We start from the raw sequence: 20,945 nt of genomic DNA, 5'->3' as shown, positions 1-20,945 counted from the left end.
AAAATTTAGTCGCTATTGTAATCAAAGCATCAACAAAGTTTTGTTATTGATTGATCAATTTTTCCTGTGATGTCGAAGCTTTAAGTTGAGATAACTGTTCACGAAAATACTGCCAGTCAAAATACGGCCCTGGATCAGTTTTACGTCCCGGTGCAATATCGGAATGTCCTGCAATATGCTGTTGAATACTCGGATAGGCCTGCTGCAAACTGTGTACCACCTGCACCAAACTCTGATATTGCGCTGTTTCAAAAGGCAAGTCATCACTGCCCTCTAATTCAATCCCAATTGAATAGTCATTACATTCAGGCTGTGCCAAATAACTAGAACGCCCCGCATGCCACGCCCGATCTGCAAAATTAACAAATTGCAGCACCTCGCCTGTTCTTAAAATCAACAAATGTGCCGAAACCTGCAGGCCCTGAATGGTCTGAAAGTAAGGATGCTGCGACCAATCCATTTGGTTCTGAAAAAATTGCTCAATATAACCACCACCAAATTGTGACGGCGGCAAACTAATATTGTGAATGACCAGCAATTGAATCTCTTGGTCTGTCGGACGGGCGTTGAAATTCGGAGATGGGACTTGTCTTGCCCCTTGTAATTGACCCTCAACCACCTGAAACGACGGCACATGCTGCATAAGGCAATCCCCAAACCATTAGAATAGAAAAATAGAACAGAAATTTCAGTTTAATGCCAACGCGTGACAATGAACATCTTAAATTACACCCGAACGTGGCTAAAAAACACATCCTGACGCAGAACAGTGTTAATATAACGCGCAATTTTCATGGGCAAGATCGACACGGAAAATCTTATGAGCATCTCTCCAGCTTTGCTTGAACAATCCATCCAAATCAATATTCAGCAAGCCTTGCAAGAAGATATTGGCGATGGTGATATTACCGCATTATTGACCCCTGAAGATGAGCAGGCCACTGCCACCATTATTAGCCGTGAAGACATGATTTTGGCAGGTCAACCGTGGGTAAATGCCCTGATTCAAGCATACGATGCCAATGTGCAAGTCACGTGGTTAAAAAATGATGGCGACCACGTTGCTGCCAATGAAGCCTTTTTGAAATTGGCAGGTTCTGCACGCAGCCTGTTAACGGTAGAACGCCCTGCGCTGAATTTTGTGCAAACCCTGTCTGCTGTTGCGACTAAAACCGCAGCCTATGTGCAACAACTTGAAGGCTTAAATACCAAACTGCTAGATACCCGTAAAACCTTACCGGGTTTACGCATTGCACAAAAATATGCTGTCACGGTCGGTGGTGGACAAAACCATCGTTTAGGCTTATTTGATGCCTTTTTGATTAAAGAAAATCACATTATGGCAGCAGGCGGCATTACTCAGGCAATTGCCAAAGCACATGCCATTGCTCCGGGCAAACCTGTAGAAGTTGAAGTGGAAACTTGGGATGAACTAAATCAAGCCCTTGAAGCCAAAGCTGATATTGTGATGTTGGATAACTTTAGCCAGCAACAAATGATTGATGCGGTCAAGCATGTGGCAGGTCGTTGCAAACTTGAAGCGTCGGGCAACATCACCATTGAAAATTTACGTGAAGTGGCTAGTACAGGCGTAGATTATATTTCGATGGGTGTTTTAACCAAAGATGTCAAAGCTGTGGATTTATCAATGCGTTTTAATGCGTAAACGATTACTTTTAAAATTAAGGGTGCAATCTGCACCCTTAATTTTTTCCAAAAATTGATTTTAAGGAGGCAAATGAGCCTCCTTTTTTTATGCCTCAATTTTGAATTTAATCATCGTCCTTGTTGTCGTTGTCGTTGTCGTTGTCGTTGTCGTTGTCGTTGTCGTTGTCGTTGTCGTTGTCGTTGTCGTTGTCGTTGTCGTTGTCGTTGTCAGAAGCTTGACCGAGTACACTACGATTGTCTTCATTTTCACGCTCAGTACGTGAATCACATGCAGTTAAAAACAACATCATGGCAGACATTAAAATAATCAATAGTTTCATGCTTTCCTCCTCTTTTCATTCAGGCTCTTTGCATACAGTTTTCCATCTTAAAAGAACGCATCCTGCAATATTGTAGCTTTTTGCTTCACGCTTCCTATCGCAATCTAAATCTCATCCATAAAAAAACGCATCCGAAGATGCGCTCTTAAACAGCAGAAAAACATCAAAAAGCTTAGCTTACCAACCTAAAGCTTGCTGCTGTTTTTTTACCAATTCCTGAATACCTTTTTCTGCCATTTCCAACATGGCATTACATTGCACACGATTAAACGGCTTATCTTCAGCAGTACCCTGAATTTCAATAAATTCACCTGCTTGTGTCATCACCACGTTTAAATCAGTTTGGCAATTTGAATCTTCTTCATAGCACAAATCCAATAACACTTGGTCTTGGTACATGCCCACAGAAATTGCAGCCACCAAACCCTTTAATGGGTCATGCTTAATTTTTTTCTTTTCCAGCAACACATTCATAGCATCAATCAATGCCACTGCTGCACCTGTAATGGCTGCAGTACGGGTACCGCCATCGGCCTGAATCACATCGCAGTCAATGGTAATGGTGTTTTCACCCAGTTTCTTCAAATCGACCATGGCACGCAAGCTACGACCAATTAAGCGCTGAATTTCCTGTGTACGTCCGCTTTGTTTACCACGCGCCGCTTCACGGTCACTACGGGTATGAGTTGAACGTGGCAACATGCCATATTCTGCAGTTACCCAACCTTGTCCCTGCCCTTTTAAAAAGCGCGGTACAGAGTTATCAATACTTGCGGTACACAAAACTTTGGTATGACCAAACTCTACCAACACTGAACCTTCAGCATAGCGAGTATAGTTACGGGTAATTTTTACCTCACGTAATTGATCTAAAGCTCGTTGGTCAATACGCATAATGTGTCCTTATTTTTGGCTCAAATAAATTGCCCGCAAGTATAACAGATGCCACAGCGCAGGTCGCTTTTCCAAAGCTTGACGTGTGCTGTTTCGGTAAATTTTGCCTGTATTTTTACAAAGTGGCTTCATTCATCTTTTAGTATTATCGTGAAACACAGGTTTTTGTTAGACTGCGCGGCACTGGCAGAATCAGGAAATACAATGTCGATTCGGGAAGAACGAAAACAACAAAGTCGTCAGGCAATTATGGAGGCAGTGCTGCAACTCAGCAGCGCAGGACGTGCATTTAGCAGCATTAGCTTAAGAGAAATTTCACGACAGATTGGACTGGTGCCCACCGCATTTTATCGGCATTTTCAAGATATGGATGAGTTGGGGCTAGATTTGGTCGATCAAGTTGCCTTGCACATTAAAGGTATTTTGTATCAGTTGGGACAAGCTTATTTATACCAACCCGATGCACAGACCGAAAAGGCATTGACCCTATTTTTTAAATCTGTCGATCAACATCCACAACAATGGATTTTTTTAATTGCCGAACGCTGGGGCGGTTCGACCATTTTACGGCAAGCCATCGCCCGTGAAATTGATTTTTTAATTGAAGATTTAGCTAATGATTTACAACGGGTCGAAAGCGTACAACATTTTCAGCATGCTGAAGATTTTCACATTCTGGCCAATATTTTAATTAATTTATCGTTAAATTGGGCAATGAGCTGGATTGGTTTAGAACGCCAATTTGAAGCCGAAAAATTACCTGAACACCAGCAGCGTTTTATTCAACAAACCATTACTCAAGTACATTTATTATTTCGTGGCATTTGCCACTGGCAACGTCCGCAGCCTGTCGCAGATTAAACATACAAAACACTTTTAACCTGCATTAAAAAAACCGCAATGACGTTGCAATCATTGCAGTTTTTAGCGATGCGCTGCTGATTCAGCCTTGCATCATCTTGTTATTGCATCTGCTTATTTCTTAGCTTTACGCTCTTGATTAACCAAGTAGTTCACTACTTGAATCACTTTGCCGTTATCGCCTTGAACGATATATTTACCATTCACCACCACCGCAGGTACACCTGTCAATTGGTACTGACGCGCCAATTGTTTAGCTTGTGAAATTTTAGAGGTGATCGCAAACGAGTTAAACATGCTGTTAAATTTCGCTTCAGGTACACCATATTTCACAAAGAATTTAGCTTGTGATTGTTGGTCAAAAATTTGCTGACCTTTGTCATGAATGGCATGGAAAAGTGGCAAGTGAGTTTTCTTGCGCACACCCAAAGCTTCAGACACATAATAACCACGTGCATTCATTTCCCAAACAGGATTCATGGCTGCAGGAGTACGCACAAAATTCACATCTTTAGGTAACTGGCGTAACCATGTTTGCATATATGGTTCTAAAGTAAAGCAGTGACCACAGCCATACCAAAAGAACTCACGCACTTCAATTTTACCCGGTACATCAACCTTACCCGGGTTGGCGACAACGCTATAATCTTTACCTGCTACAAAATTTGCCGCCATAGTGCTACCAGAAATAGCAAAGATGGCTGTTGCCAAACTACCTAAAAGGAATTTTTTCATTGCGTTTATAATCCTCTAAATCATTCTGTTTAGTGTATGGCAACACTATAAATCAATTATGCTGATTTCGTTTTCCTTCTGTGAACTTTTTTACAGCTTTTATCGCTTTTTTTAGAATTAACGCTACACTAGGGTTTATATCTATTTTTCCAATTATCACGACCCAATTGAGGTGGCACCCATGTCGCATTTGAATGTTGATCCACAAGAAATTGCCAAATTTGAAGCATTTGCAGCCATATGGTGGGATCAGCATTCCGAGTTCCGTCCCCTGCACATGATTAATCCACTGCGCTTAAACTGGATTGATGAGCACGCAGGCGGCTTGGCAGGCAAGAAAGTGCTAGACGTCGGCTGTGGTGGTGGTATTTTGGCAGAAAGCATGGCTCGTCGCGGTGCCAATGTGCTTGGAATTGATATGGGCGAAGCACCTTTAAACGTGGCACGCCTGCATGCAGAACAAGAAGGCGTACACAATATTGAATATCGCCAAATTCCTGTTGAGCAATTGGTAGATGAGCAAGCTGGTCAATACGATGTGGTGACTTGCATGGAAATGTTAGAGCACGTACCTGATCCGGCCTCGATTATTCAAGCCTGCCAAAAACTGGTCAAGCCGGGCGGTCATGTATTTTTCTCGACCATTAACCGCAACCCTAAATCATACCTATTTGCCATTATTGGGGCAGAATACGTGCTGCGCATGTTAGCCAAAGGCACACACGATTATCATAAATTTATTAAACCGTCTGAATTGGCACACGACATTCGCCAAGCGGGTTTAAAACTTAAAGATATGACGGGTTTACACTACAACCCACTGACTAAACGCTATTGGTTGGCACCTAATGTTGATGTGAACTACATGGTCTACACGGTCAATGAGGCAACAGAATGAAGGCGGTTTTATTTGACCTCGATGGCACCTTAATTGATACCGCTGCAGATTTTATTCGCATCATTCAAGATATGTGCCGCGATAAAGGCTGTGAGATTGTGGCAGCAGACGCCATTCGCACACAGGTATCTGAAGGTGCGCGGGCGATGGTCAAATTGGTCTATCCAGAACTTGAGGTAGATGACCCTGTATTTTTGGCCCATCGACAACGCTTTTTAGACCTGTACGGTGCAGATATTGCAGTCGAAACTGATCTGTTTGAAGGCATGTATCCACTGCTTGATGCGTTGGAACAGCGTCAAATTCCGTGGGGTATTGTCACCAATAAACCGCGCTGGCTCAGCGAAGCACTGCTCAAAGCACTGAATTTAACTGAACGCTGTGCAGTTTTGGTCTGCCCTGAAGATGTTAGCCGTACCAAGCCAGACCCAGAACCTATGTATTTGGCGGCCAAACAGATTGAAATTGCCCCAGAACATTGTATTTATGTGGGCGATCATCCACGTGATATCGATGCAGGTCGTAACGCCAATATGTATACCATTTTGGCAGCATACGGTTATTTACCCTTGCAACACAAAGATGACTTAACAGCATGGCAAGCAGATTGTATAGTGGATTCAGTGACTGAATTACATACGGTTTTAGACAAATTGGTGCTGCAAGCTGCAACGCAAAACAGCAGTGCCAATGCTTGAATCAGTCCTGTAAAGCGATGACATGAAACTCAACCCATAAGCAATAAGAAATGAACAGGAGGGATGCCCATGAAATACTCAGAATATCAACCTCGCCCCGATCTTCTCAAAGATCGTATTATCCTGATCACAGGTGCGGGTGATGGTATTGGACGAGCGGCTGCCCTCAGTTATGCGCTACACGGAGCAACCGTAGTGCTGCATGGTCGTACCTTAAATAAACTTGAAGTGATTTATGATGAAATCGAAAGTTTAGGCGCACCACAACCTGCTATTTTGCCGCTGCAGCTTTCAAGTGCTTCACCACGAGATTATGAATTACTGGTCGATACCCTAGACAAACAATTCGGACGTTTGGATGGTATTTTGCATAATGCAGGCATTTTAGGCGAACGGACTGAGTTGGCAAATTACCCTGCCGATGTTTGGGATGACGTCATGGCAGTGAATTTACGTGCGCCATTTGTACTCACTCAGGAATTATTACCACTTTTGGCAAAATCGGAACATGCTTCAGTCGTGTTTGCCAGTTCAGGTGTAGGTCGTGAAGCACGTGAACGCTGGGGTGCTTATTCGGTGTCTAAAATTGCAATTGAAGCGGTGAGCCAGTTATTTGCCAAAGAACAGGTGCATCCAAATATTCGCTACAACTGCATTAACCCGGGTGCAACCCGCACTGCCATGCGTGCCAAAGCCTATCCTGATGAAGATCCAAAAACTTTACCTACACCCGATGCCATCATGTCTGCCTATTTATATTTAATGGGCGATGACAGCTTGCACCTGAATGGTCAAAGTATTGATGCACAGGATTAGTTCTGTCGTTTGATCCGAAGAAAGGAAGCGCTTGCTTCCTTTTTTATGGACTTAACCTAGCATATTGCCAATTTTTGCACATTGATTTGCGGTAAAATGGCATCGCACAAGCATTTTCAGGTTTCTATCCTGCCTATTTTTGGCAATGCAAAGCCTGATTACCATGCTTCCACATCTCAATTCAACCTCAACGATGCAGAGAGCAACATGACTGAATTAAACAACATCACCGTGACACCACTTGAAGATGGTATGGTGTCTTTACTGATTGATGGTCAGCCTATTTCTGAAAAATATGGCATGAAGTTTGAAGCCAGCATCGTAGATGACATTCAGGCACTCGACAACGGTCAGAAAATCAAACTGTTTGATCAGTTTGTATTTTCACATACCGACCTTAATTTTGAACATGCTTACCACTATGTCACAGGCATTGAAAAACTGGACGATGCCTACAAAGTGGTTAAAAACTTTGTTTATCGTATTAAAATTGAAGGGCAACCTGAAATTGAACACGTGATTAGCAAGCAAGGCGCACCAATGAGTACTGAAGATGTACGCGAATTTATCAATGCACATATTCAAAAATCATTGACCGACTACACCGATTTAAACTACGCCTATTAAGCAAAACTCATGGCAACGGTGGCAATAATCGTTTTATTGGATTGTTTTTATAAAATTATACGGTTTTCCAAATCAATATACATCACCTATGCTTGATGTATCTCCACAACAAGCATTAGGTAAATTGTGATGACTGATATTCAACGTAAAACTGCCGTGATTCAAAGTATTGAAAGCTTGCAATTAGGTCAGCATTTAATTGTGGCTTTGGATGATCGTGAAACAGCCGAATGTGTTGCCATCGCTGTGCAATCTTTACAAGGCTTAACTGAACATTGGAACTAAAGCAGACCATAGCAGTACGCTGCTATGGTGATGTCTCATCCTTTCCTTAGCACAAGAAAAATCATCCCACCCCTATTTTCTGAGCGATAGCTACTAAATTTCGTATTTTGTCGCATAATAGAATCAATACCATGCCGCATCCTGCAGAGCGTATTTAAAAAATTCATGTGCTTTCTTCACAGTTTCTCTGCATTTAATGGTTAAAGTATGAACTGTGATATCAAGATGAGAGAATGAGGGGTTTACATGAAAAAGATTTTGACAGTTCTGGCAATGTCTTTCAGTGCTTTACTAAGCAGCAATTTTGCAACTGCCGCTCCTCAATTTGATCGAGACTCAGCTGACCATCCTCGTAACCAAGCACACAATAAACATGAATTTCGTGCCGATGCAGAAGAGCGTATGCAAGACAAACGCCGCATGCGTGAAGAACGTGGTGTAAAACGCTTACAACAACATAAATGGCAAACGGGTTATGTCATGCCGCAGCATTATCGTGGCAATGGTTATAAAGTCGATTATCAGGAACATAACTTGCCCCGCCCTGAACGCAAACAACAATGGTATAAAATCAACCAAGACTACATTTTGGTCGATGTCGAAAATCACCATATTTTGCGTATCGCAGGTTTATAGACCTACTGTTGTACATACACAATATCTAAATACATAGCCCAAAGCTCACTTTGGGCTTTTTTTATAGAGCGATAGTCCGCTCAGGCTCTCCTTGTTTTCTCCATAAAATTCACAATTCACCTCAATTTCCACCATCATTTATCTTGAGTATTTGACTAATTTGGACACATCTACCCCATATTTAAAACTGAAGGTAAGTCGCATGAAAAAATTACTCAGCACCTTAGCACTGTCTTTAAGCGCAATCATGGCAACATCGGCTATGGCAGCACCCGACCATCGTTATGATGATCGTCGTCATCAAGCGAGTGCCACCTATAAACATCACGACAAGCGTTGGGACAATCCACGTCATCATGCACAGTGGGAACAAAAGCGTTATGATCAAAAACGCGTGAATCCAAGTCGTGACTGGCGTGTAGGTCAAAACCTCCCACGCGGATATGATGCGAACCGCTACAAAGTCAGTGATCGTGAAGCACGTCGTTTACCCAACACAGGTCGTTATCAGCAGTGGTATAAAGTCAACGGTGACTATGTGCTGATTAATGAGCGCACCCAGCGTATTATTCGTATTATTGGCTAAAACCGTTCAGCCTGAGCTGAAAAATAGCATTTCTCCACAACACCTGAAGCACCATTCAGGTGTTTTTTTATATTTAGTCTTCCGCTGCAGAATTTTTTGATTAGAATCAAAGACAGCACCATCGATCATTACAGCAGGCCAACGAATGACTCCAACTGAAAACCCGCACAGCACAACCTTACAATATGTGCATTGGTTTAGACATTCTGCGCCTTATATCAATGCCCACCGCAATAAAACCTTTGTGATTATGTTCGATGGTGAAGCGGTTTTGCATGAAAACTTTCAGCACATTATTCATGATATTGCCCTGCTACACTCACTTGGTATTCGCCTGATTTTGGTCCACGGCGCACGTCCACAAATTAATCAAAATCTGAAATTCAGCCAAATTGACACCCCTTTTCATTTGCAACGTCGTGTCACCACACGTGAGTCATTATCCTGTGTGATGAATGCGGTGGGTTCAATTCGTCTGCAAATTGAAGCCTTATTGTCGATGGGGCTGGCCAACTCTCCCATGTATGGCGCACGTATCGATGTGGTGTCGGGTAACTTCATTACCGCCAAACCGTATGGCATCCGTGATGGGGTCGATTATCAACTGACTGGCGAAGTCCGCACTGTAGATGTCGATGCCATTCAACGCCATTTAGAAAATCATAATATTGTGTTGCTCGGTCCAACAGGTTATTCCACCACAGGTGAAGTGTTTAACTTGTTGGCTGAAGAAGTGGCAACTAAAACTGCCATTCAATTAAAAGCTGACAAACTGATTTTCTTAGGCGCGCAGCACGGTTTGCAGAATGCCGAAGGTCAATTGCAACGTGAAGTTCATCCGCAACATTTAAATCCATATATTGAAGATGCTCAGCGACATCATCCTGAATTGGCTTTACACTTAAATGCAGCCCAAGATGCCTCATTAAACGGCGTACATCGGGTACATCTCATTTCCTATGCCTACGATGGTGCTTTACTCGAAGAACTGTTTACCCGTGATGGTTCAGGGACGATGGTGAGTGATGCACATTATGAAGAAGTGCGTACGGCCAATATTCAGGATGTAGGCGGTTTGATTCGTTTATTACGTCCTTTAGAAGAAGAAGGCGTGTTGGTATATCGTTCACGTGAGCGTCTGGAAAATGAAATTGGACAATTTGCAGTGATTGAACGTGACGGCATGATTCTCGCCTGTGCCGCCTTGTACCCCATTCCGACCACAGGTCATGAACTCAAGTCGGCCGAAATTGCCTGTGTCGCGGTGCATCCTGCTTATCGTAAATCCAACCGTGGTCGCCAAATTCTGGATTATTTAGAAGATAAAGCCAAAACCATGGGTATTCAGCAATTATTTATTTTAACCACTCGCACCGCACACTGGTTTTTAGAACAGGGCTTTGCACCTGCCAGTGTCGATGATTTACCCGATGCACGTCAGGCTTTATATAACTATCAACGCAACTCAATTGTGTGTAAAAAACGGCTCTAAGCGAAACTTTTGGTACGCTGAATGACACAGCACAATCAAAACCCAGAAATGTTTCACGTGGAACATGCTGCCGATTAAATCAGGTCATCACACCTATACCTGTCAGCACGACAGTGTAGGGATGATCAAAATTGGCAGCATCCACACCACTGTTTAGTTTTTTTAAATAAAATTGATGCAAGGCAGGAAGAAACTTTACTTTTATCATTTATATAGAAAATTCAAAAAACTTATTCATTCAGTCAGAAAATACAAAAACAAGATACTCCCCCTCTCTAATCATGCTTTTCACGGATTTAATAGCTAAACTACAGAATAAACTAAAAATATTTTAAAAATACATCTTTAAAAGATGCACAAGCCTGATGATTTGCCGTACAATTAATAATTCCCTTTTTTCATTGTTTTAAAATTACGAATGGAACAAAAAAAGAGTACACAAAAACGCCATCAGCTTCTCAATGCTGCACTCGACGTATTTTCTTTATACGGATTTAGCGGCGCGAGTTTGGACGAAATCGCACAAATTGCAGAGATGCATAAGTCGAATATTTTCTATTATTATGAAAATAAAGAAGCCTTATATGTTGAAGTACTAACTACAGTACTACAAAAATGGCTTGCACCTTTGCAAATGCTCGAAGCTGAACTCGAGCCTGATGAAGCAATTACCAATTATCTGCTGCAGAAAATTGAGGTTTCACGTACTAAGCCGAAAGCATCACGTCTATTTGCATTAGAAGTGATTCAAGGTGCGCCACATATTCAGGAAATTTTAAAAGGCCCTCTGAAAAAACTGGTCAAACGCAAAGCCAAAGTCATTACCATGTGGCAAGAGCAAGGCAAACTGTCTAAGCAGATTGATCCTGAGTTGCTTATTTTGAATATTTGGGCGATTACCCAAAACTATGCCGACTTTGCAACGCAAATGGAAATGGTGACAGGTAAAACCCTGCGCAACCGCAGCATGTTGCAACGTGTCTTGCAACATACAGTTCACATGATGCTCTACGGTATTATGCCGCGTCAGGACGAAGTGGATGCACCTCAAGCCGCTGTGGTCACTGCCACACCTGAACAAGAATCAGAAGACTAATTGCACAGCACTAACTAAGATACGCACTTTTACTCACGACCCTAGTTATGACTAGGGTCGTGGCGTTTTGGCAACGATATTATTTAAGACCCTGATACAAAGACAATAGTTTTTGCGCACCCAACAACAAGTTTTCTTCCCAGTCTAAATGCGCTGTATCATTGGCACCATCGGTAATATATTTCACCGACAGCATCCGCACCCCTAATTTTTTACAGACTTTGGCAATCGCATAGCCTTCCATGTCAACCAACTGACACGGTACTTTAGGTGTACCCGTTTCAAAGCTATCTCCCGTGCCACAAATGCCACTTGGCAAATGCTCAAAATAGCGTTCCAAATGAATTTCTGCAGGGTGTTCCTGATCCATTGGCGTGACTCCCACCTGAAAACCCAACGGAGAAACATCCATATCGCGCTGCACAAACTGGCACACTTCCACCAAAGCATGCGCATCAAAATGTGAGCTACCAGCCGTGCCTAAATTCAATAAAGTTTTACAACCAGTCTTTTGAATCACTTCAAAGGCTTTAAACGCAGCATTGACCTTACCAATACCACTGTAATGCACCTGAATCCCAGCCTGCTCAAACAAGCCTTTAGACTCACTGGGCAATGCCATAATTAAAGCGAAATCAGAATTCATCACTATTTACTCGTGCAGATCATTGAAACTGAGCACATTAGAAAAGAAAATCTGGTGCGGTGCAAATCCAGTTCACCTTTCGCGCTCAAATAGTCGGATTTTGCCTGATTTTCAGATAATTTTTCAGGTTAAAAACACAACAGCAAGACGAAAGCGCGAGAATATGGCAATATATAGCCCTTACAAATTTTCAACTTTCATCCGATCATGCAGCTGCTCCGCCTGAATGCTTTATCTTCAACCACTGACCTCGCCCAAACTGCCGTGACCATTGGCAATTTTGATGGTGTGCATGTCGGTCATCAGGCGATGATTCAACAGCTCAAAGAAGTTGCTGCGGCGCAACAACTCAAAACCGTGGTGATGCTGTTTGAACCTCAACCATTGGAATTTTTTAAAGGCTACGATGCCCCACCACGCATCAGCTCGTTGCGGGAAAAAGTCGAATATCTGACCGAATTGGGCGTCGACTACATTGCAGTAGCGAAATTTGACAATCATTTCCGCAGTTTAAGTGCCGAAGCCTTTGCAAAACTTTTAAAAAATAGCCTGAATGCCTCGCATTTGGTCTTGGGCGATGACTTCCATTTTGGTAAAAACCGCCAAGGCAATAGCGAATTTTTACGCAACTATGGCTTTCAGGTCACCAATTTAAACACCATTGAACTGAATGGTGAGCGTGTTAGCTCAACTCGTATTCGTCAAACTTTACAAGCAGGTGATTTGGCACTGGCAGCCAAACTGCTTGGACGCCCATATAGCATTACAGGGCGCGTCCAATATGGCGATCAAATTGGTCGCACACTTGATTTTCCAACCATTAATGTACGCTTAAACCGCCATAAACCCTGCTTAAATGGCATTTATGGCGTTGAAGTGGTCTGTGAAACCACCGCTTTAAGCGAAAAAGTCAAACACGATCATCCTCACAAAACGGGTGTTGCAGGCTACAGCCCGAACAGTCTGTTTGGTGCAGGGCATGTAGGTACGCGCCCAGCCATCCAACAAGTACAGCCCGAATGGCGATTAGAAGTACATTTCCCCAATGTTTCTGCTAATCTGTATGGCTTATTAATGCGGGTCACATTTTTAAACTATTTACATGGCGAAAAAAATTACCCTTCGCTTGAAGCACTCAAAGCGGGAATTGATGATGATGTTGAAAAACTTCTTGAATTTCGACAAGATCATCCACATTTCCCTTTTTAATTTACCCTAAATATTTAATGTAAAACGCGTCAGTCCATGGGCTGATTCAACTGGAAGACAACTTGCATGAGCGATAAGCAAACTCCTGAAAATGCAGTGGATTATAAAGCCACGCTAAACCTCCCAGGTACTGAATTTGCAATGAAAGCAAATCTCGCAGTACGTGAAGCGAAATGGTTAGAAGAGTGGTATGCCGACAACATTTATCAGCAGATTCGTGCATCGCGTATTGGCAAGAAAAAATATGTGCTTCACGATGGCCCTCCGTATGCCAATGGTCAAATTCACTTGGGTCACGCGGTCAATAAAGTCCTGAAAGACATTATTATTAAAAGCCGTGTCATGGATGGTTTTGACGCACCCTACGTTCCGGGTTGGGACTGTCACGGTTTACCAATTGAACTTAAAGTAGAAGAAAAAGTGGGTAAGGTGGGTGTAAAAGTCGATGCTTCGACTTTCCGTAAAGCCTGTCGCGAATATGCTTACACCCAAGTCGAATTACAGAAAAAAGACTTCGTGCGTATGGGTGTATTTGGTGATTGGGACAATCCTTACCTCACCATGAACTTCAAGCAAGAAGCCGATATCGTGCGTTCATTGGGTGCAATTGCCAAAGCAGGTCATATTGAACCGGGTCTTAAACCTGTGAACTGGTGTTTGGACTGTGGTTCTGCATTGGCAGAAGCCGAAGTTGAATATGAAGATAAAAAATCCGATGCAATTGATGTCGGTTTTACTGTGGTCGATTTAGCCGATTTATCTGCACGTTTGGATGTGCAAGTGAATGATGCCACTGACATCGTCATTTGGACGACTACACCGTGGACTTTACCTGCGAACCAAGCCGTTGCATTACATGCCGAAATTGAATACCAATTGGTGAAGGCACGTGCCGATGAAAAAGCACCACAAAACTTTATTTTGGCCAAAGAATTGGTACTGTCAGCAACTGAACGCTATGGCTTTAGCAGCTATGAAGTATTGGCTGACTTCACAGGTGACAAACTCGAAAACCTGATCTTACAACATCCACTGATTCAAGCACGCCAAGTACCTGTGATTTTAGGTGAACACGTGACCGCAACAAGCGGTACAGGTGCAGTACATACCGCGCCTGGACATGGTGTGGACGACTATAAAGTTGGCTTACAATACAACCTAAAAGTTGACAATCCTGTCGGTGGCAATGGCGTATATTTACCTACTGCACCAATCTTTGCAGGCGAACACATCTACAAAGCCAATCCACAAATTATTGCGACTTTGGCAGAAAACAATAAGCTGTGGGCACATCACCCAATCAAACACAGCTATCCGCACTGCTGGCGTCATAAAACTCCAATTATTTTCCGCGCTACACCACAATGGTTTATCAGCATGGATGCCAAAGGTTTACGTCAAGGCGCACTGAATGCGATTGAAAATGACATCAGCTTTGTACCTGATTGGGGTAAAAACCGTATCCAAGCGATGATTGAAGGTCGCCCAGACTGGTGTATTTCACGTCAACGTACTTGGGGCGTGCCAATTCCATTCTTTGTACATAAAGACACCAACGAATTGCACCCACGCACACCTGAATTGATCGAAGAAGTTGCGAAACTGATCGAACAAGAAGGGATTGATGGCTGGTACAACCGTGAAGCCAAAGACTTCATTGGTGATGATGCCGAGCACTACAATGCAGTACGCGATACATTAGACGTATGGTTCGACTCAGGCACGACCCACTACGCCGTACTACGTGAGCGTGAAGAGTTACAAGACCCAGCCGATTTATATCTTGAAGGTTCAGACCAACACCGTGGTTGGTTCCAATCTTCATTACTCACCTCGATTGCAATCAATGAACGCGCACCATATAAAGGCTTGTTAACACACGGCTTTGTGGTGGATGAAAAAGGTCGCAAAATGTCGAAATCGTTGGGTAACATTATTACCCCACAAGACATTATTAAAGACATGGGTGCAGACGGCCTACGCTTCTGGATTGCATCGGCGGATTATCGCTATGAAATGACCGCAGGTAAGGAAATCTTTAGCCGTGCCTCTGACGGTTATCGTCGTATCCGTAACACCTTGCGTTTCTTGTTGGCCAACTTAAATGGCTTCAAACCCGCTACAGATGCACTGCCTGTAGATCAGTTGATTGCACTGGATCAATACATCCTGCAACGTGCCGCAGAAGTACAGAAAACCATTCAGCAAGCCTATGAAGATATGAACTTCCATATCGTGACCAGTGCACTGACCAACTTCTGTATTAATGACTTGGGTGGTTTCTACCTCGATATCATCAAAGACCGTCAGTACACCACCAAAGCAGACTCGCAAGCACGTCATTCTGCACAAACCGCTTTGTATCACTTGGTTCAGGCTTTCGTTCGCTGGATGGCACCAATCTTAAGCTTTACGGCACAAGAAGCATGGCCGCTAATTCCTGAGCAATCAGAAAAATATGTCTTCACTGCAGAATGGTATGACATTCCAGTGGCTTCTGAAGCTAACATCTTGGCAGAAGCGGAATGGCAAACCCTGATTGCAGTGAAATCTGCCGTCAATAAATTCATTGAAGCAGCACGTACCGCCAAAACAGTCGGTTCCAACTTATCTGCTAAAGTTGAACTTTGGGCGAATGACGAACTCAAAGCCGTATTGGATAAACTAGGCGATGAGCTGCGTTTTGTCCTCATTACCTCACAAGTAATTGTGAATGGCTTTGATGCTGCACAAGGTGAAGCCTCTGATTTAGACGGCTTGAACGTGAAAGTTTCTGCAGCAGATGGCGAAAAATGCGTACGTTGCTGGCATGTACTTCCTGATGTGAATACACATTCTGCACACCCAGGTTTATGCTCACGTTGTATTATCAACCTTCCAACAGGTCAAGGCGAAGAGAGAAAATATGCCTAATCCACAACACAAAAAGGGCTTATTCCAGTTCTATCCACATAATTTATGGTGGGTGGGCTTGTCCATTGTCGCGATTATTCTCGACCAATGGACCAAATGGATTGCAGTATCGCATCTGAATTACGCAGATCCAGTGCCTGTATTGCCCTTTTTGAATTGGACTTTACTGCATAACTATGGCGCTGCCTTTAGTTTCTTGTCCGATGCAGGTGGATGGCAACGTTATTTCTTTACCTCACTGGCAGGTTTAGTGTCTGTAATTTTTGTATTTTGGCTAATGCGTATGCCAAAAAATGTCATCGTACTGCCTTTGGCGATTGCCTTGATTTTAGGCGGTGCGATTGGGAATTTAATTGATCGGGTCAGTCTTGGCTACGTGGTCGATTTTATTCACGTATACTACAACAACAGCCACTTCCCTGCCTTTAATATTGCAGACAGTGCCATCACACTTGGCACCATTCTGCTGTTAATTGATACGTTTTTCCTAGAAAAGCACCGAATTGAACGAGCGCAGGCGCAACATGACTGAAATTATTAATCCAAATGATGAAACTCGTATTGAAGATGGCTCAAAAGTCGAATTGCACTTTTCTGTCGCCATTGAAAATGGTGTAGAAATTGACAACACCCGTAGCCGCGCTGAACCTGTAAGTTTGGTCATGGGCGATGGCAGCCTATTACCTGGTTTTGAAAAGTCATTATTTGGTTTACGTGCAGGTGACCGTCGTACCGTGAGTCTTCCACCTGAAGAAGCATTTGGTCCATGGAATCCTGAAAACGTACAAACTTTTGATACGGTTAAATTTGAGCAACATCCAGTTGAAGGACACATGATTGAATTTGAAGATAAAGCCAAACAAAGCCTCTATGGCGTGGTGAAATCTGTCAACGATGATGTGACTGAAGTAGACTTTAACCACCCTTTAGCGGGTAAAAATATTACCTTTGAAGTTGAAATCTTTAGAGTGACCCCAGCAGGACAACAAGGTATTAAGTTGATGTAATCAATTTGCATACTTACTGCATCTTTCTGCTGTTCAAATCTCCCAAGTACAAGAAAATGAATTTGGGAGATTTTTTATTGAATAAGATAATTATTAAATATAATCAAACACTTAAAATTAAATAAATCCAGTTTATTGATCTATATTTTACCGATATATCGTTGTACGTTTTAGCTTACATGCACTGCAGAAAATTGACGCTAGGCAAAGATCAGCTTTCATTTTATATTTAACACATACAGAAATAGGATGTTTCTAAAAGCAAGAATAACAATAATAAATAATATAACGGCAGGACGCTGAAAGGTATAACAGGAGTAATACCTAAACATAAATCTGAAAAAGCCCCGACATGATGTTGGGGCTTTTTTCTATTTGTTTTTTGTCCTACTTTGAAATAAGTTTAGACCTGAAGAAATTTATTTTATGGAGCCACCAATTTAAGCAATCTGGCAGATTGACCATCTTCAATCACCCAAATATTGCCATCCTGTGCTTGAAGTACGCCACGAATCCGCTGACCCATCTCGATACGCTGTAACTCCCGAACAGGCTGTGCTTGCGTATCCACCACAATAATTGCTTTTGAAGATAAACCACCAAGAATGGCTTTATGCTTCCAGTGTGGAAATACATCTCCCGTATAAAACATCAAACTTGAGGGAGAGATGACAGGCGTCCAATCCAGCACTGGGGCTGTAAATTCAGGACGAGTCGCATGGTCTGGAATTGGCAAACTATTATAATGATCACCGTTCGACACCAACGGATAGCCATAGTTTTCGCCCTTGACAATCAGATTCAACTCATCACCCCCTTTAGGTCCCATTTCTGCAACCCAAAGCTGCCCTGTAGAATCGAATGCCATGCCTAAAGGGTTGCGATGCCCCAAACTCCAGACTTGCTTGGCAATCTCTCCATGTGTTTGAAATGGATTGTCTAAAGGTGTTGTACCATCTGTATTTAAACGTAAAATTTTACCTAAATTAGATTTTAAATCCTGAGCAGGTTCAAACTTTTGTCGCTCACCAGAACTTATCCATAATTTGCCATCTGCCCCAAACTTTATACGATGCGCATAATGTCCTTGTCCCGATACTTTCGGCACTTGCTGCCAGATTCTTTGAGTTTCGGTGAGTTTTGGCGTGGGTTTAGCATCTAATACAAGCTTGCCCCGAATCACGACTGCACCGTAACCACCCGTACCCACTTCGGCATAACTTAAATAAATCTGCTGATTCTGTTGAAATTCAGGATCTAAAATGACATCACCCAAACCACCTTGTCCGCCATAGGCGACTTCAGGGATAGCTTGAACATCTAAGCTTTGACCTGTTTTTGGATCAAAAAGTTTTAATTTCCCCGCTTTTTCTGTAATTAATAGGCGTCCATCGGGTAATTCTGCCAATGCCCACGGCTCATTAAAATCTGCAATTGGCTGTATTTGATAGCGTTGTAAATTTTGTGCAGAAGTTGATTTTGACTCTAAAGCAGCCGTGTTCTGTTTCGGCTCAACTTGCGCATTACACCCTGTAGTTAAACCCAATACAACTAGACATATAAATCCATAGTATTGCCGATTTATCTTGAGCATCCTAATTGCTCCTCTATTCATTCAATCTTTGCTTGTGCTAATCAAGACATCATAATCAATGAAATGTACCTCGTGCACAGTAGAAATGTAGCGATACACACTTTCTTACTTAAATCTTCTACAAAGTGAATAGGCAAAAAATTAAGGAGCAATGCTCCTTAATTTCAAAGTCCCAAAACACTAACGATCAATTAACTATAAGATCGGCTGGCTTTTTTAACCACGCTTGGCTCACTCACCACCTGTGATGTACTTTGTAAACGAATCAGTGCTACTGCAATTGCACCAATCACTGCAGGAATCGCCACCGCCAAAAAGTTCATTTTATGTGGTAAATCCATGCCCAAAAGTACGCCAATAATAATAGGGCCTACAATCGCACCGACACGCCCCACTGCAGAAGCACAGCCGATACCTGTAGAACGAATCGTAAGTGGATAATACTGAGCAACAAAGCTATACAATAAAATACTGCTGCCAATGGCAGAAGCACCTGCTAAGCCCACCAATAAATAAATCACAGGCTGTGGTGAATTAAAGCCTAGACCCACTAGAGAGAATGCGCCCAATAAAAACATGCCAATAATCACAGGTTTTAAGTGGAAACGGTCTGCTAAAATCCCGCCACTGATGGTTCCGATCACAGCACCAATGTTCATCGCCATTAAGAACATTAAACTGTTACCCAGCGAATAACCTGCTGCCATCATCAGTTTTGGCAACCAACTGCCCAAAGCATAAACCATCAACAAACACATAAAGAAGCAGCACCAAAACAGCAAAGTACTCATGCCACGGTTATTTTTAAATAAGGCTGCAATTGAGGCATCTGCGGTTTGTACTTCATTTAATACAAATTGTGTTTGTGGGCTGATATTTTCTTGTGGGCTAATTTGCTGGACGATGTGACGCGCTTTTTCATGTTGCTGTTTTTTCACCAAAAAAGTTAAAGATTCTGGTAAGAAAAACCACAATAAAGGCAAAATAAGTAACGGTAATCCCGCAATATAGAACATCACTTCCCAGCCAAAGCTAGGCGTCAACCATGCACCAAGTAAGGCTGCCATAATGCCGCCCACGGCATAGCCGCTGAACATGGTGGTAACTAAGGTACTACGCATTTTTTGTGGTGCATATTCAGAGGTTAAAGCCACGAGGTTAGGCAATACCCCGCCAATCCCTAAACCTGCAATAAAACGTAAAATACCAAACTCTGTTGGGTTGGATGCAAAGCCGCCCCAAAAAGTAAAGCCACTAAATAACGTCACACAAATTAATATGACATTTTTACGGCCAATTTTGTCTGCCAACATGCCAAACAGCATGGCGCCAAACATCATGCCTGCCAGTGCCGTACTCGCAAGCATACCTGCCTGTACAGCCGTCATATTCCATTCTTGCATCAGTAGTGGTAAAGCCACACCGTTAATCGCCAAATCATAACCGTCAAAAATAACGACAAATACGCACCAAAGTACAATTTTTAAATGAAAAGGTTTAAACTTTGCTTGATCCACTACAGCATTCACATTCATTGTTGTTGCTGTCATTTTTCCCTCACCTCCAATTGTGAGCTTTTTATTTTATAAAAAATGAATGGTTATTCACTTTTGTATATAAAATGAATCAATATTCACTTTTTGTCTACAGCAAAAACTTAACTCTGGTTAATTTTCTTAAAAACCTAGACTAAAGTTGTAGATAAATTCGACTAAATAGACTTGCAGTAATTTATGATATTTTGATATATGCTATATTTTTCACATAATTTATTATTGTAAATATATTGTTTTAAACTTCTTTCTTCTACTTTTCTTCTTAATATTTTCCTTTCCGTATAAAAAAACACCCCCAACGCTAGTTGAGGGTGTTTGAATAATGAGCTGGCGATGACTTACTCTCACATGGGTAACCCCACACTACCATCAGCGCGAAGAGGTTTCACTTCTGAGTTCGGGAAGGGA

At 42.4% G+C, this 20,945-nt stretch carries 22 protein-coding genes; 15 read left to right on the top strand and 7 right to left on the bottom strand.

Annotated features, from left to right (window positions below; translation table 11 throughout):
• Window positions 1-43: 43 nt before the first annotated feature.
• Window positions 44-643: a 1,6-anhydro-N-acetylmuramyl-L-alanine amidase AmpD gene (ampD, locus tag FTV41_RS10075; protein ID WP_004974083.1), complete on the bottom strand. Its 600-nt coding sequence runs from the start codon at window positions 641-643 to the stop codon at window positions 44-46.
• A 177-nt stretch (window positions 644-820) separates the two neighbouring features.
• Here ampD and nadC point away from each other — a divergent pair, with 177 nt between their 5' ends.
• Window positions 821-1,666, top strand: a complete 846-nt coding sequence (gene nadC / locus FTV41_RS10070) for a carboxylating nicotinate-nucleotide diphosphorylase (RefSeq protein ID WP_004974082.1) — start codon at window positions 821-823, stop codon at window positions 1,664-1,666.
• A 106-nt stretch (window positions 1,667-1,772) separates the two neighbouring features.
• Here the strand turns inward: nadC and FTV41_RS10065 are convergent, their stop codons facing one another.
• Both FTV41_RS10065 and rph read right to left on the bottom strand, forming a co-directional pair.
• A complete protein-coding gene (locus FTV41_RS10065; protein WP_035310860.1) occupies window positions 1,773-1,988 on the bottom strand; it encodes a hypothetical protein in 216 nt (71 codons plus the stop codon).
• 177 nt (window positions 1,989-2,165) lie between these two features.
• The gene (gene rph / locus FTV41_RS10060) at window positions 2,166-2,882 is read right to left on the bottom strand and encodes a ribonuclease PH (RefSeq protein ID WP_004974074.1); all 717 of its coding nucleotides are present in this window, start codon (window positions 2,880-2,882) and stop codon (window positions 2,166-2,168) included.
• A gap of 204 nt (window positions 2,883-3,086) precedes the next feature.
• On the opposite strand from rph, the gene FTV41_RS10055 reads away from it, so the two are divergent.
• Window positions 3,087-3,743 (top strand): TetR family transcriptional regulator, encoded by a 657-nt coding sequence (locus FTV41_RS10055; RefSeq protein WP_179996511.1) that lies wholly within the window; start codon window positions 3,087-3,089, stop codon window positions 3,741-3,743.
• A gap of 114 nt (window positions 3,744-3,857) precedes the next feature.
• On the opposite strand, the gene FTV41_RS10050 is transcribed toward FTV41_RS10055, so the two are convergent.
• A complete protein-coding gene (locus FTV41_RS10050; protein WP_179996510.1) occupies window positions 3,858-4,478 on the bottom strand; it encodes a thiol:disulfide interchange protein DsbA/DsbL in 621 nt (206 codons plus the stop codon).
• Between the two features lie 181 nt (window positions 4,479-4,659).
• On the opposite strand from FTV41_RS10050, the gene ubiG reads away from it, so the two are divergent.
• The 9 genes from ubiG to FTV41_RS10005 all read left to right on the top strand — a co-directional run bounded on the left by ubiG (window position 4,660) and on the right by FTV41_RS10005 (window position 11,612).
• Window positions 4,660-5,376, top strand: coding sequence for a bifunctional 2-polyprenyl-6-hydroxyphenol methylase/3-demethylubiquinol 3-O-methyltransferase UbiG (ubiG, locus tag FTV41_RS10045; protein WP_004974063.1), 717 nt, complete (start codon window positions 4,660-4,662; stop codon window positions 5,374-5,376).
• On the top strand, window positions 5,373-6,074 hold the full coding sequence (locus tag FTV41_RS10040) for an HAD family hydrolase (RefSeq protein ID WP_004974060.1): 702 nt from the start codon (window positions 5,373-5,375) through the stop codon (window positions 6,072-6,074). Before ubiG ends, FTV41_RS10040 begins: the two co-directional genes overlap by 4 nt.
• A gap of 69 nt (window positions 6,075-6,143) precedes the next feature.
• Window positions 6,144-6,890, top strand: a complete 747-nt coding sequence (locus FTV41_RS10035; RefSeq protein ID WP_179996509.1) for a YciK family oxidoreductase — start codon at window positions 6,144-6,146, stop codon at window positions 6,888-6,890.
• A 207-nt stretch (window positions 6,891-7,097) separates the two neighbouring features.
• A complete protein-coding gene (locus FTV41_RS10030; protein ID WP_004974057.1) occupies window positions 7,098-7,517 on the top strand; it encodes a hypothetical protein in 420 nt (139 codons plus the stop codon).
• A 129-nt stretch (window positions 7,518-7,646) separates the two neighbouring features.
• Window positions 7,647-7,802 carry a hypothetical protein gene (locus FTV41_RS10025; protein WP_004974054.1) on the top strand — a complete coding sequence of 52 codons (156 nt, stop codon included), beginning with the start codon at window positions 7,647-7,649 and terminating at the stop codon, window positions 7,800-7,802.
• 246 nt (window positions 7,803-8,048) lie between these two features.
• Window positions 8,049-8,438 carry an RcnB family protein gene (locus tag FTV41_RS10020; RefSeq protein WP_154320157.1) on the top strand — a complete coding sequence of 130 codons (390 nt, stop codon included), beginning with the start codon at window positions 8,049-8,051 and terminating at the stop codon, window positions 8,436-8,438.
• Between the two features lie 202 nt (window positions 8,439-8,640).
• Window positions 8,641-9,024 carry an RcnB family protein gene (locus tag FTV41_RS10015; protein WP_004974051.1) on the top strand — a complete coding sequence of 128 codons (384 nt, stop codon included), beginning with the start codon at window positions 8,641-8,643 and terminating at the stop codon, window positions 9,022-9,024.
• Between the two features lie 145 nt (window positions 9,025-9,169).
• Entirely contained in the window at window positions 9,170-10,516 is a 1,347-nt protein-coding gene (gene argA, locus FTV41_RS10010; RefSeq protein WP_004974049.1) for an amino-acid N-acetyltransferase, read from the top strand.
• A gap of 418 nt (window positions 10,517-10,934) precedes the next feature.
• The gene (locus FTV41_RS10005; protein WP_179996508.1) at window positions 10,935-11,612 is read left to right on the top strand and encodes a TetR family transcriptional regulator C-terminal domain-containing protein; all 678 of its coding nucleotides are present in this window, start codon (window positions 10,935-10,937) and stop codon (window positions 11,610-11,612) included.
• Between the two features lie 79 nt (window positions 11,613-11,691).
• On the opposite strand, the gene FTV41_RS10000 is transcribed toward FTV41_RS10005, so the two are convergent.
• A complete protein-coding gene (locus FTV41_RS10000; RefSeq protein ID WP_136144516.1) occupies window positions 11,692-12,258 on the bottom strand; it encodes a 5'-methylthioadenosine/S-adenosylhomocysteine nucleosidase in 567 nt (188 codons plus the stop codon).
• 207 nt (window positions 12,259-12,465) lie between these two features.
• Between FTV41_RS10000 and ribF the strand changes: the two genes are divergently transcribed.
• From ribF to FTV41_RS09980, 4 genes are all read left to right on the top strand, one after another.
• On the top strand, window positions 12,466-13,467 hold the full coding sequence (ribF, locus tag FTV41_RS09995; RefSeq protein ID WP_179996507.1) for a bifunctional riboflavin kinase/FAD synthetase: 1,002 nt from the start codon (window positions 12,466-12,468) through the stop codon (window positions 13,465-13,467).
• Between the two features lie 66 nt (window positions 13,468-13,533).
• Window positions 13,534-16,380, top strand: coding sequence for an isoleucine--tRNA ligase (ileS, locus tag FTV41_RS09990; RefSeq protein ID WP_179996506.1), 2,847 nt, complete (start codon window positions 13,534-13,536; stop codon window positions 16,378-16,380).
• On the top strand, window positions 16,373-16,912 hold the full coding sequence (lspA, locus tag FTV41_RS09985; RefSeq protein WP_004974039.1) for a signal peptidase II: 540 nt from the start codon (window positions 16,373-16,375) through the stop codon (window positions 16,910-16,912). Before ileS ends, lspA begins: the two co-directional genes overlap by 8 nt.
• Window positions 16,905-17,387 (top strand): peptidylprolyl isomerase, encoded by a 483-nt coding sequence (locus tag FTV41_RS09980; protein WP_004974037.1) that lies wholly within the window; start codon window positions 16,905-16,907, stop codon window positions 17,385-17,387. The genes lspA and FTV41_RS09980 overlap by 8 nt, the downstream gene beginning before the upstream one ends.
• 424 nt (window positions 17,388-17,811) lie before the next feature.
• Here FTV41_RS09980 and FTV41_RS09975 read toward each other — a convergent pair whose 3' ends face one another.
• Window positions 17,812-18,981 carry a PQQ-dependent sugar dehydrogenase gene (locus FTV41_RS09975; RefSeq protein WP_179996505.1) on the bottom strand — a complete coding sequence of 390 codons (1,170 nt, stop codon included), beginning with the start codon at window positions 18,979-18,981 and terminating at the stop codon, window positions 17,812-17,814.
• Between the two features lie 191 nt (window positions 18,982-19,172).
• Window positions 19,173-20,531: an MFS transporter gene (locus tag FTV41_RS09970; RefSeq protein ID WP_004974034.1), complete on the bottom strand. Its 1,359-nt coding sequence runs from the start codon at window positions 20,529-20,531 to the stop codon at window positions 19,173-19,175.
• Window positions 20,532-20,945: the final 414 nt, after the last annotated feature.

The organism is Acinetobacter sp. YH16051 (genome assembly GCF_013417135.1).
In the GTDB taxonomy this organism is placed as follows: Bacteria; Pseudomonadota; Gammaproteobacteria; order Pseudomonadales; family Moraxellaceae; genus Acinetobacter; species Acinetobacter towneri.
The sequence above is the reverse complement of the archived record's forward strand: the minus strand, read 5'-3'. Positions and strand labels throughout refer to the sequence as shown.

What these genes read in the sequence shown, in the direction of transcription:
- ampD (WP_004974083.1), bottom strand. Translation starts at nt 643, where the DNA reads ATGCAGCATGTGCCGTCGTTTCAGGTGGTTGAGGGTCAATTACAAGGG.
- nadC (WP_004974082.1), top strand. Translation starts at nt 821, where the DNA reads ATGAGCATCTCTCCAGCTTTGCTTGAACAATCCATCCAAATCAATATT.
- FTV41_RS10065 (WP_035310860.1), bottom strand. Translation starts at nt 1,988, where the DNA reads ATGAAACTATTGATTATTTTAATGTCTGCCATGATGTTGTTTTTAACT.
- rph (WP_004974074.1), bottom strand. Translation starts at nt 2,882, where the DNA reads ATGCGTATTGACCAACGAGCTTTAGATCAATTACGTGAGGTAAAAATT.
- FTV41_RS10055 (WP_179996511.1), top strand. Translation starts at nt 3,087, where the DNA reads ATGTCGATTCGGGAAGAACGAAAACAACAAAGTCGTCAGGCAATTATG.
- FTV41_RS10050 (WP_179996510.1), bottom strand. Translation starts at nt 4,478, where the DNA reads ATGAAAAAATTCCTTTTAGGTAGTTTGGCAACAGCCATCTTTGCTATT.
- ubiG (WP_004974063.1), top strand. Translation starts at nt 4,660, where the DNA reads ATGTCGCATTTGAATGTTGATCCACAAGAAATTGCCAAATTTGAAGCA.
- FTV41_RS10040 (WP_004974060.1), top strand. Translation starts at nt 5,373, where the DNA reads ATGAAGGCGGTTTTATTTGACCTCGATGGCACCTTAATTGATACCGCT.
- FTV41_RS10035 (WP_179996509.1), top strand. Translation starts at nt 6,144, where the DNA reads ATGAAATACTCAGAATATCAACCTCGCCCCGATCTTCTCAAAGATCGT.
- FTV41_RS10030 (WP_004974057.1), top strand. Translation starts at nt 7,098, where the DNA reads ATGACTGAATTAAACAACATCACCGTGACACCACTTGAAGATGGTATG.
- FTV41_RS10025 (WP_004974054.1), top strand. Translation starts at nt 7,647, where the DNA reads ATGACTGATATTCAACGTAAAACTGCCGTGATTCAAAGTATTGAAAGC.
- FTV41_RS10020 (WP_154320157.1), top strand. Translation starts at nt 8,049, where the DNA reads ATGAAAAAGATTTTGACAGTTCTGGCAATGTCTTTCAGTGCTTTACTA.
- FTV41_RS10015 (WP_004974051.1), top strand. Translation starts at nt 8,641, where the DNA reads ATGAAAAAATTACTCAGCACCTTAGCACTGTCTTTAAGCGCAATCATG.
- argA (WP_004974049.1), top strand. Translation starts at nt 9,170, where the DNA reads ATGACTCCAACTGAAAACCCGCACAGCACAACCTTACAATATGTGCAT.
- FTV41_RS10005 (WP_179996508.1), top strand. Translation starts at nt 10,935, where the DNA reads ATGGAACAAAAAAAGAGTACACAAAAACGCCATCAGCTTCTCAATGCT.
- FTV41_RS10000 (WP_136144516.1), bottom strand. Translation starts at nt 12,258, where the DNA reads ATGAATTCTGATTTCGCTTTAATTATGGCATTGCCCAGTGAGTCTAAA.
- ribF (WP_179996507.1), top strand. Translation starts at nt 12,466, where the DNA reads ATGCAGCTGCTCCGCCTGAATGCTTTATCTTCAACCACTGACCTCGCC.
- ileS (WP_179996506.1), top strand. Translation starts at nt 13,534, where the DNA reads ATGAGCGATAAGCAAACTCCTGAAAATGCAGTGGATTATAAAGCCACG.
- lspA (WP_004974039.1), top strand. Translation starts at nt 16,373, where the DNA reads ATGCCTAATCCACAACACAAAAAGGGCTTATTCCAGTTCTATCCACAT.
- FTV41_RS09980 (WP_004974037.1), top strand. Translation starts at nt 16,905, where the DNA reads ATGACTGAAATTATTAATCCAAATGATGAAACTCGTATTGAAGATGGC.
- FTV41_RS09975 (WP_179996505.1), bottom strand. Translation starts at nt 18,981, where the DNA reads ATGCTCAAGATAAATCGGCAATACTATGGATTTATATGTCTAGTTGTA.
- FTV41_RS09970 (WP_004974034.1), bottom strand. Translation starts at nt 20,531, where the DNA reads ATGACAGCAACAACAATGAATGTGAATGCTGTAGTGGATCAAGCAAAG.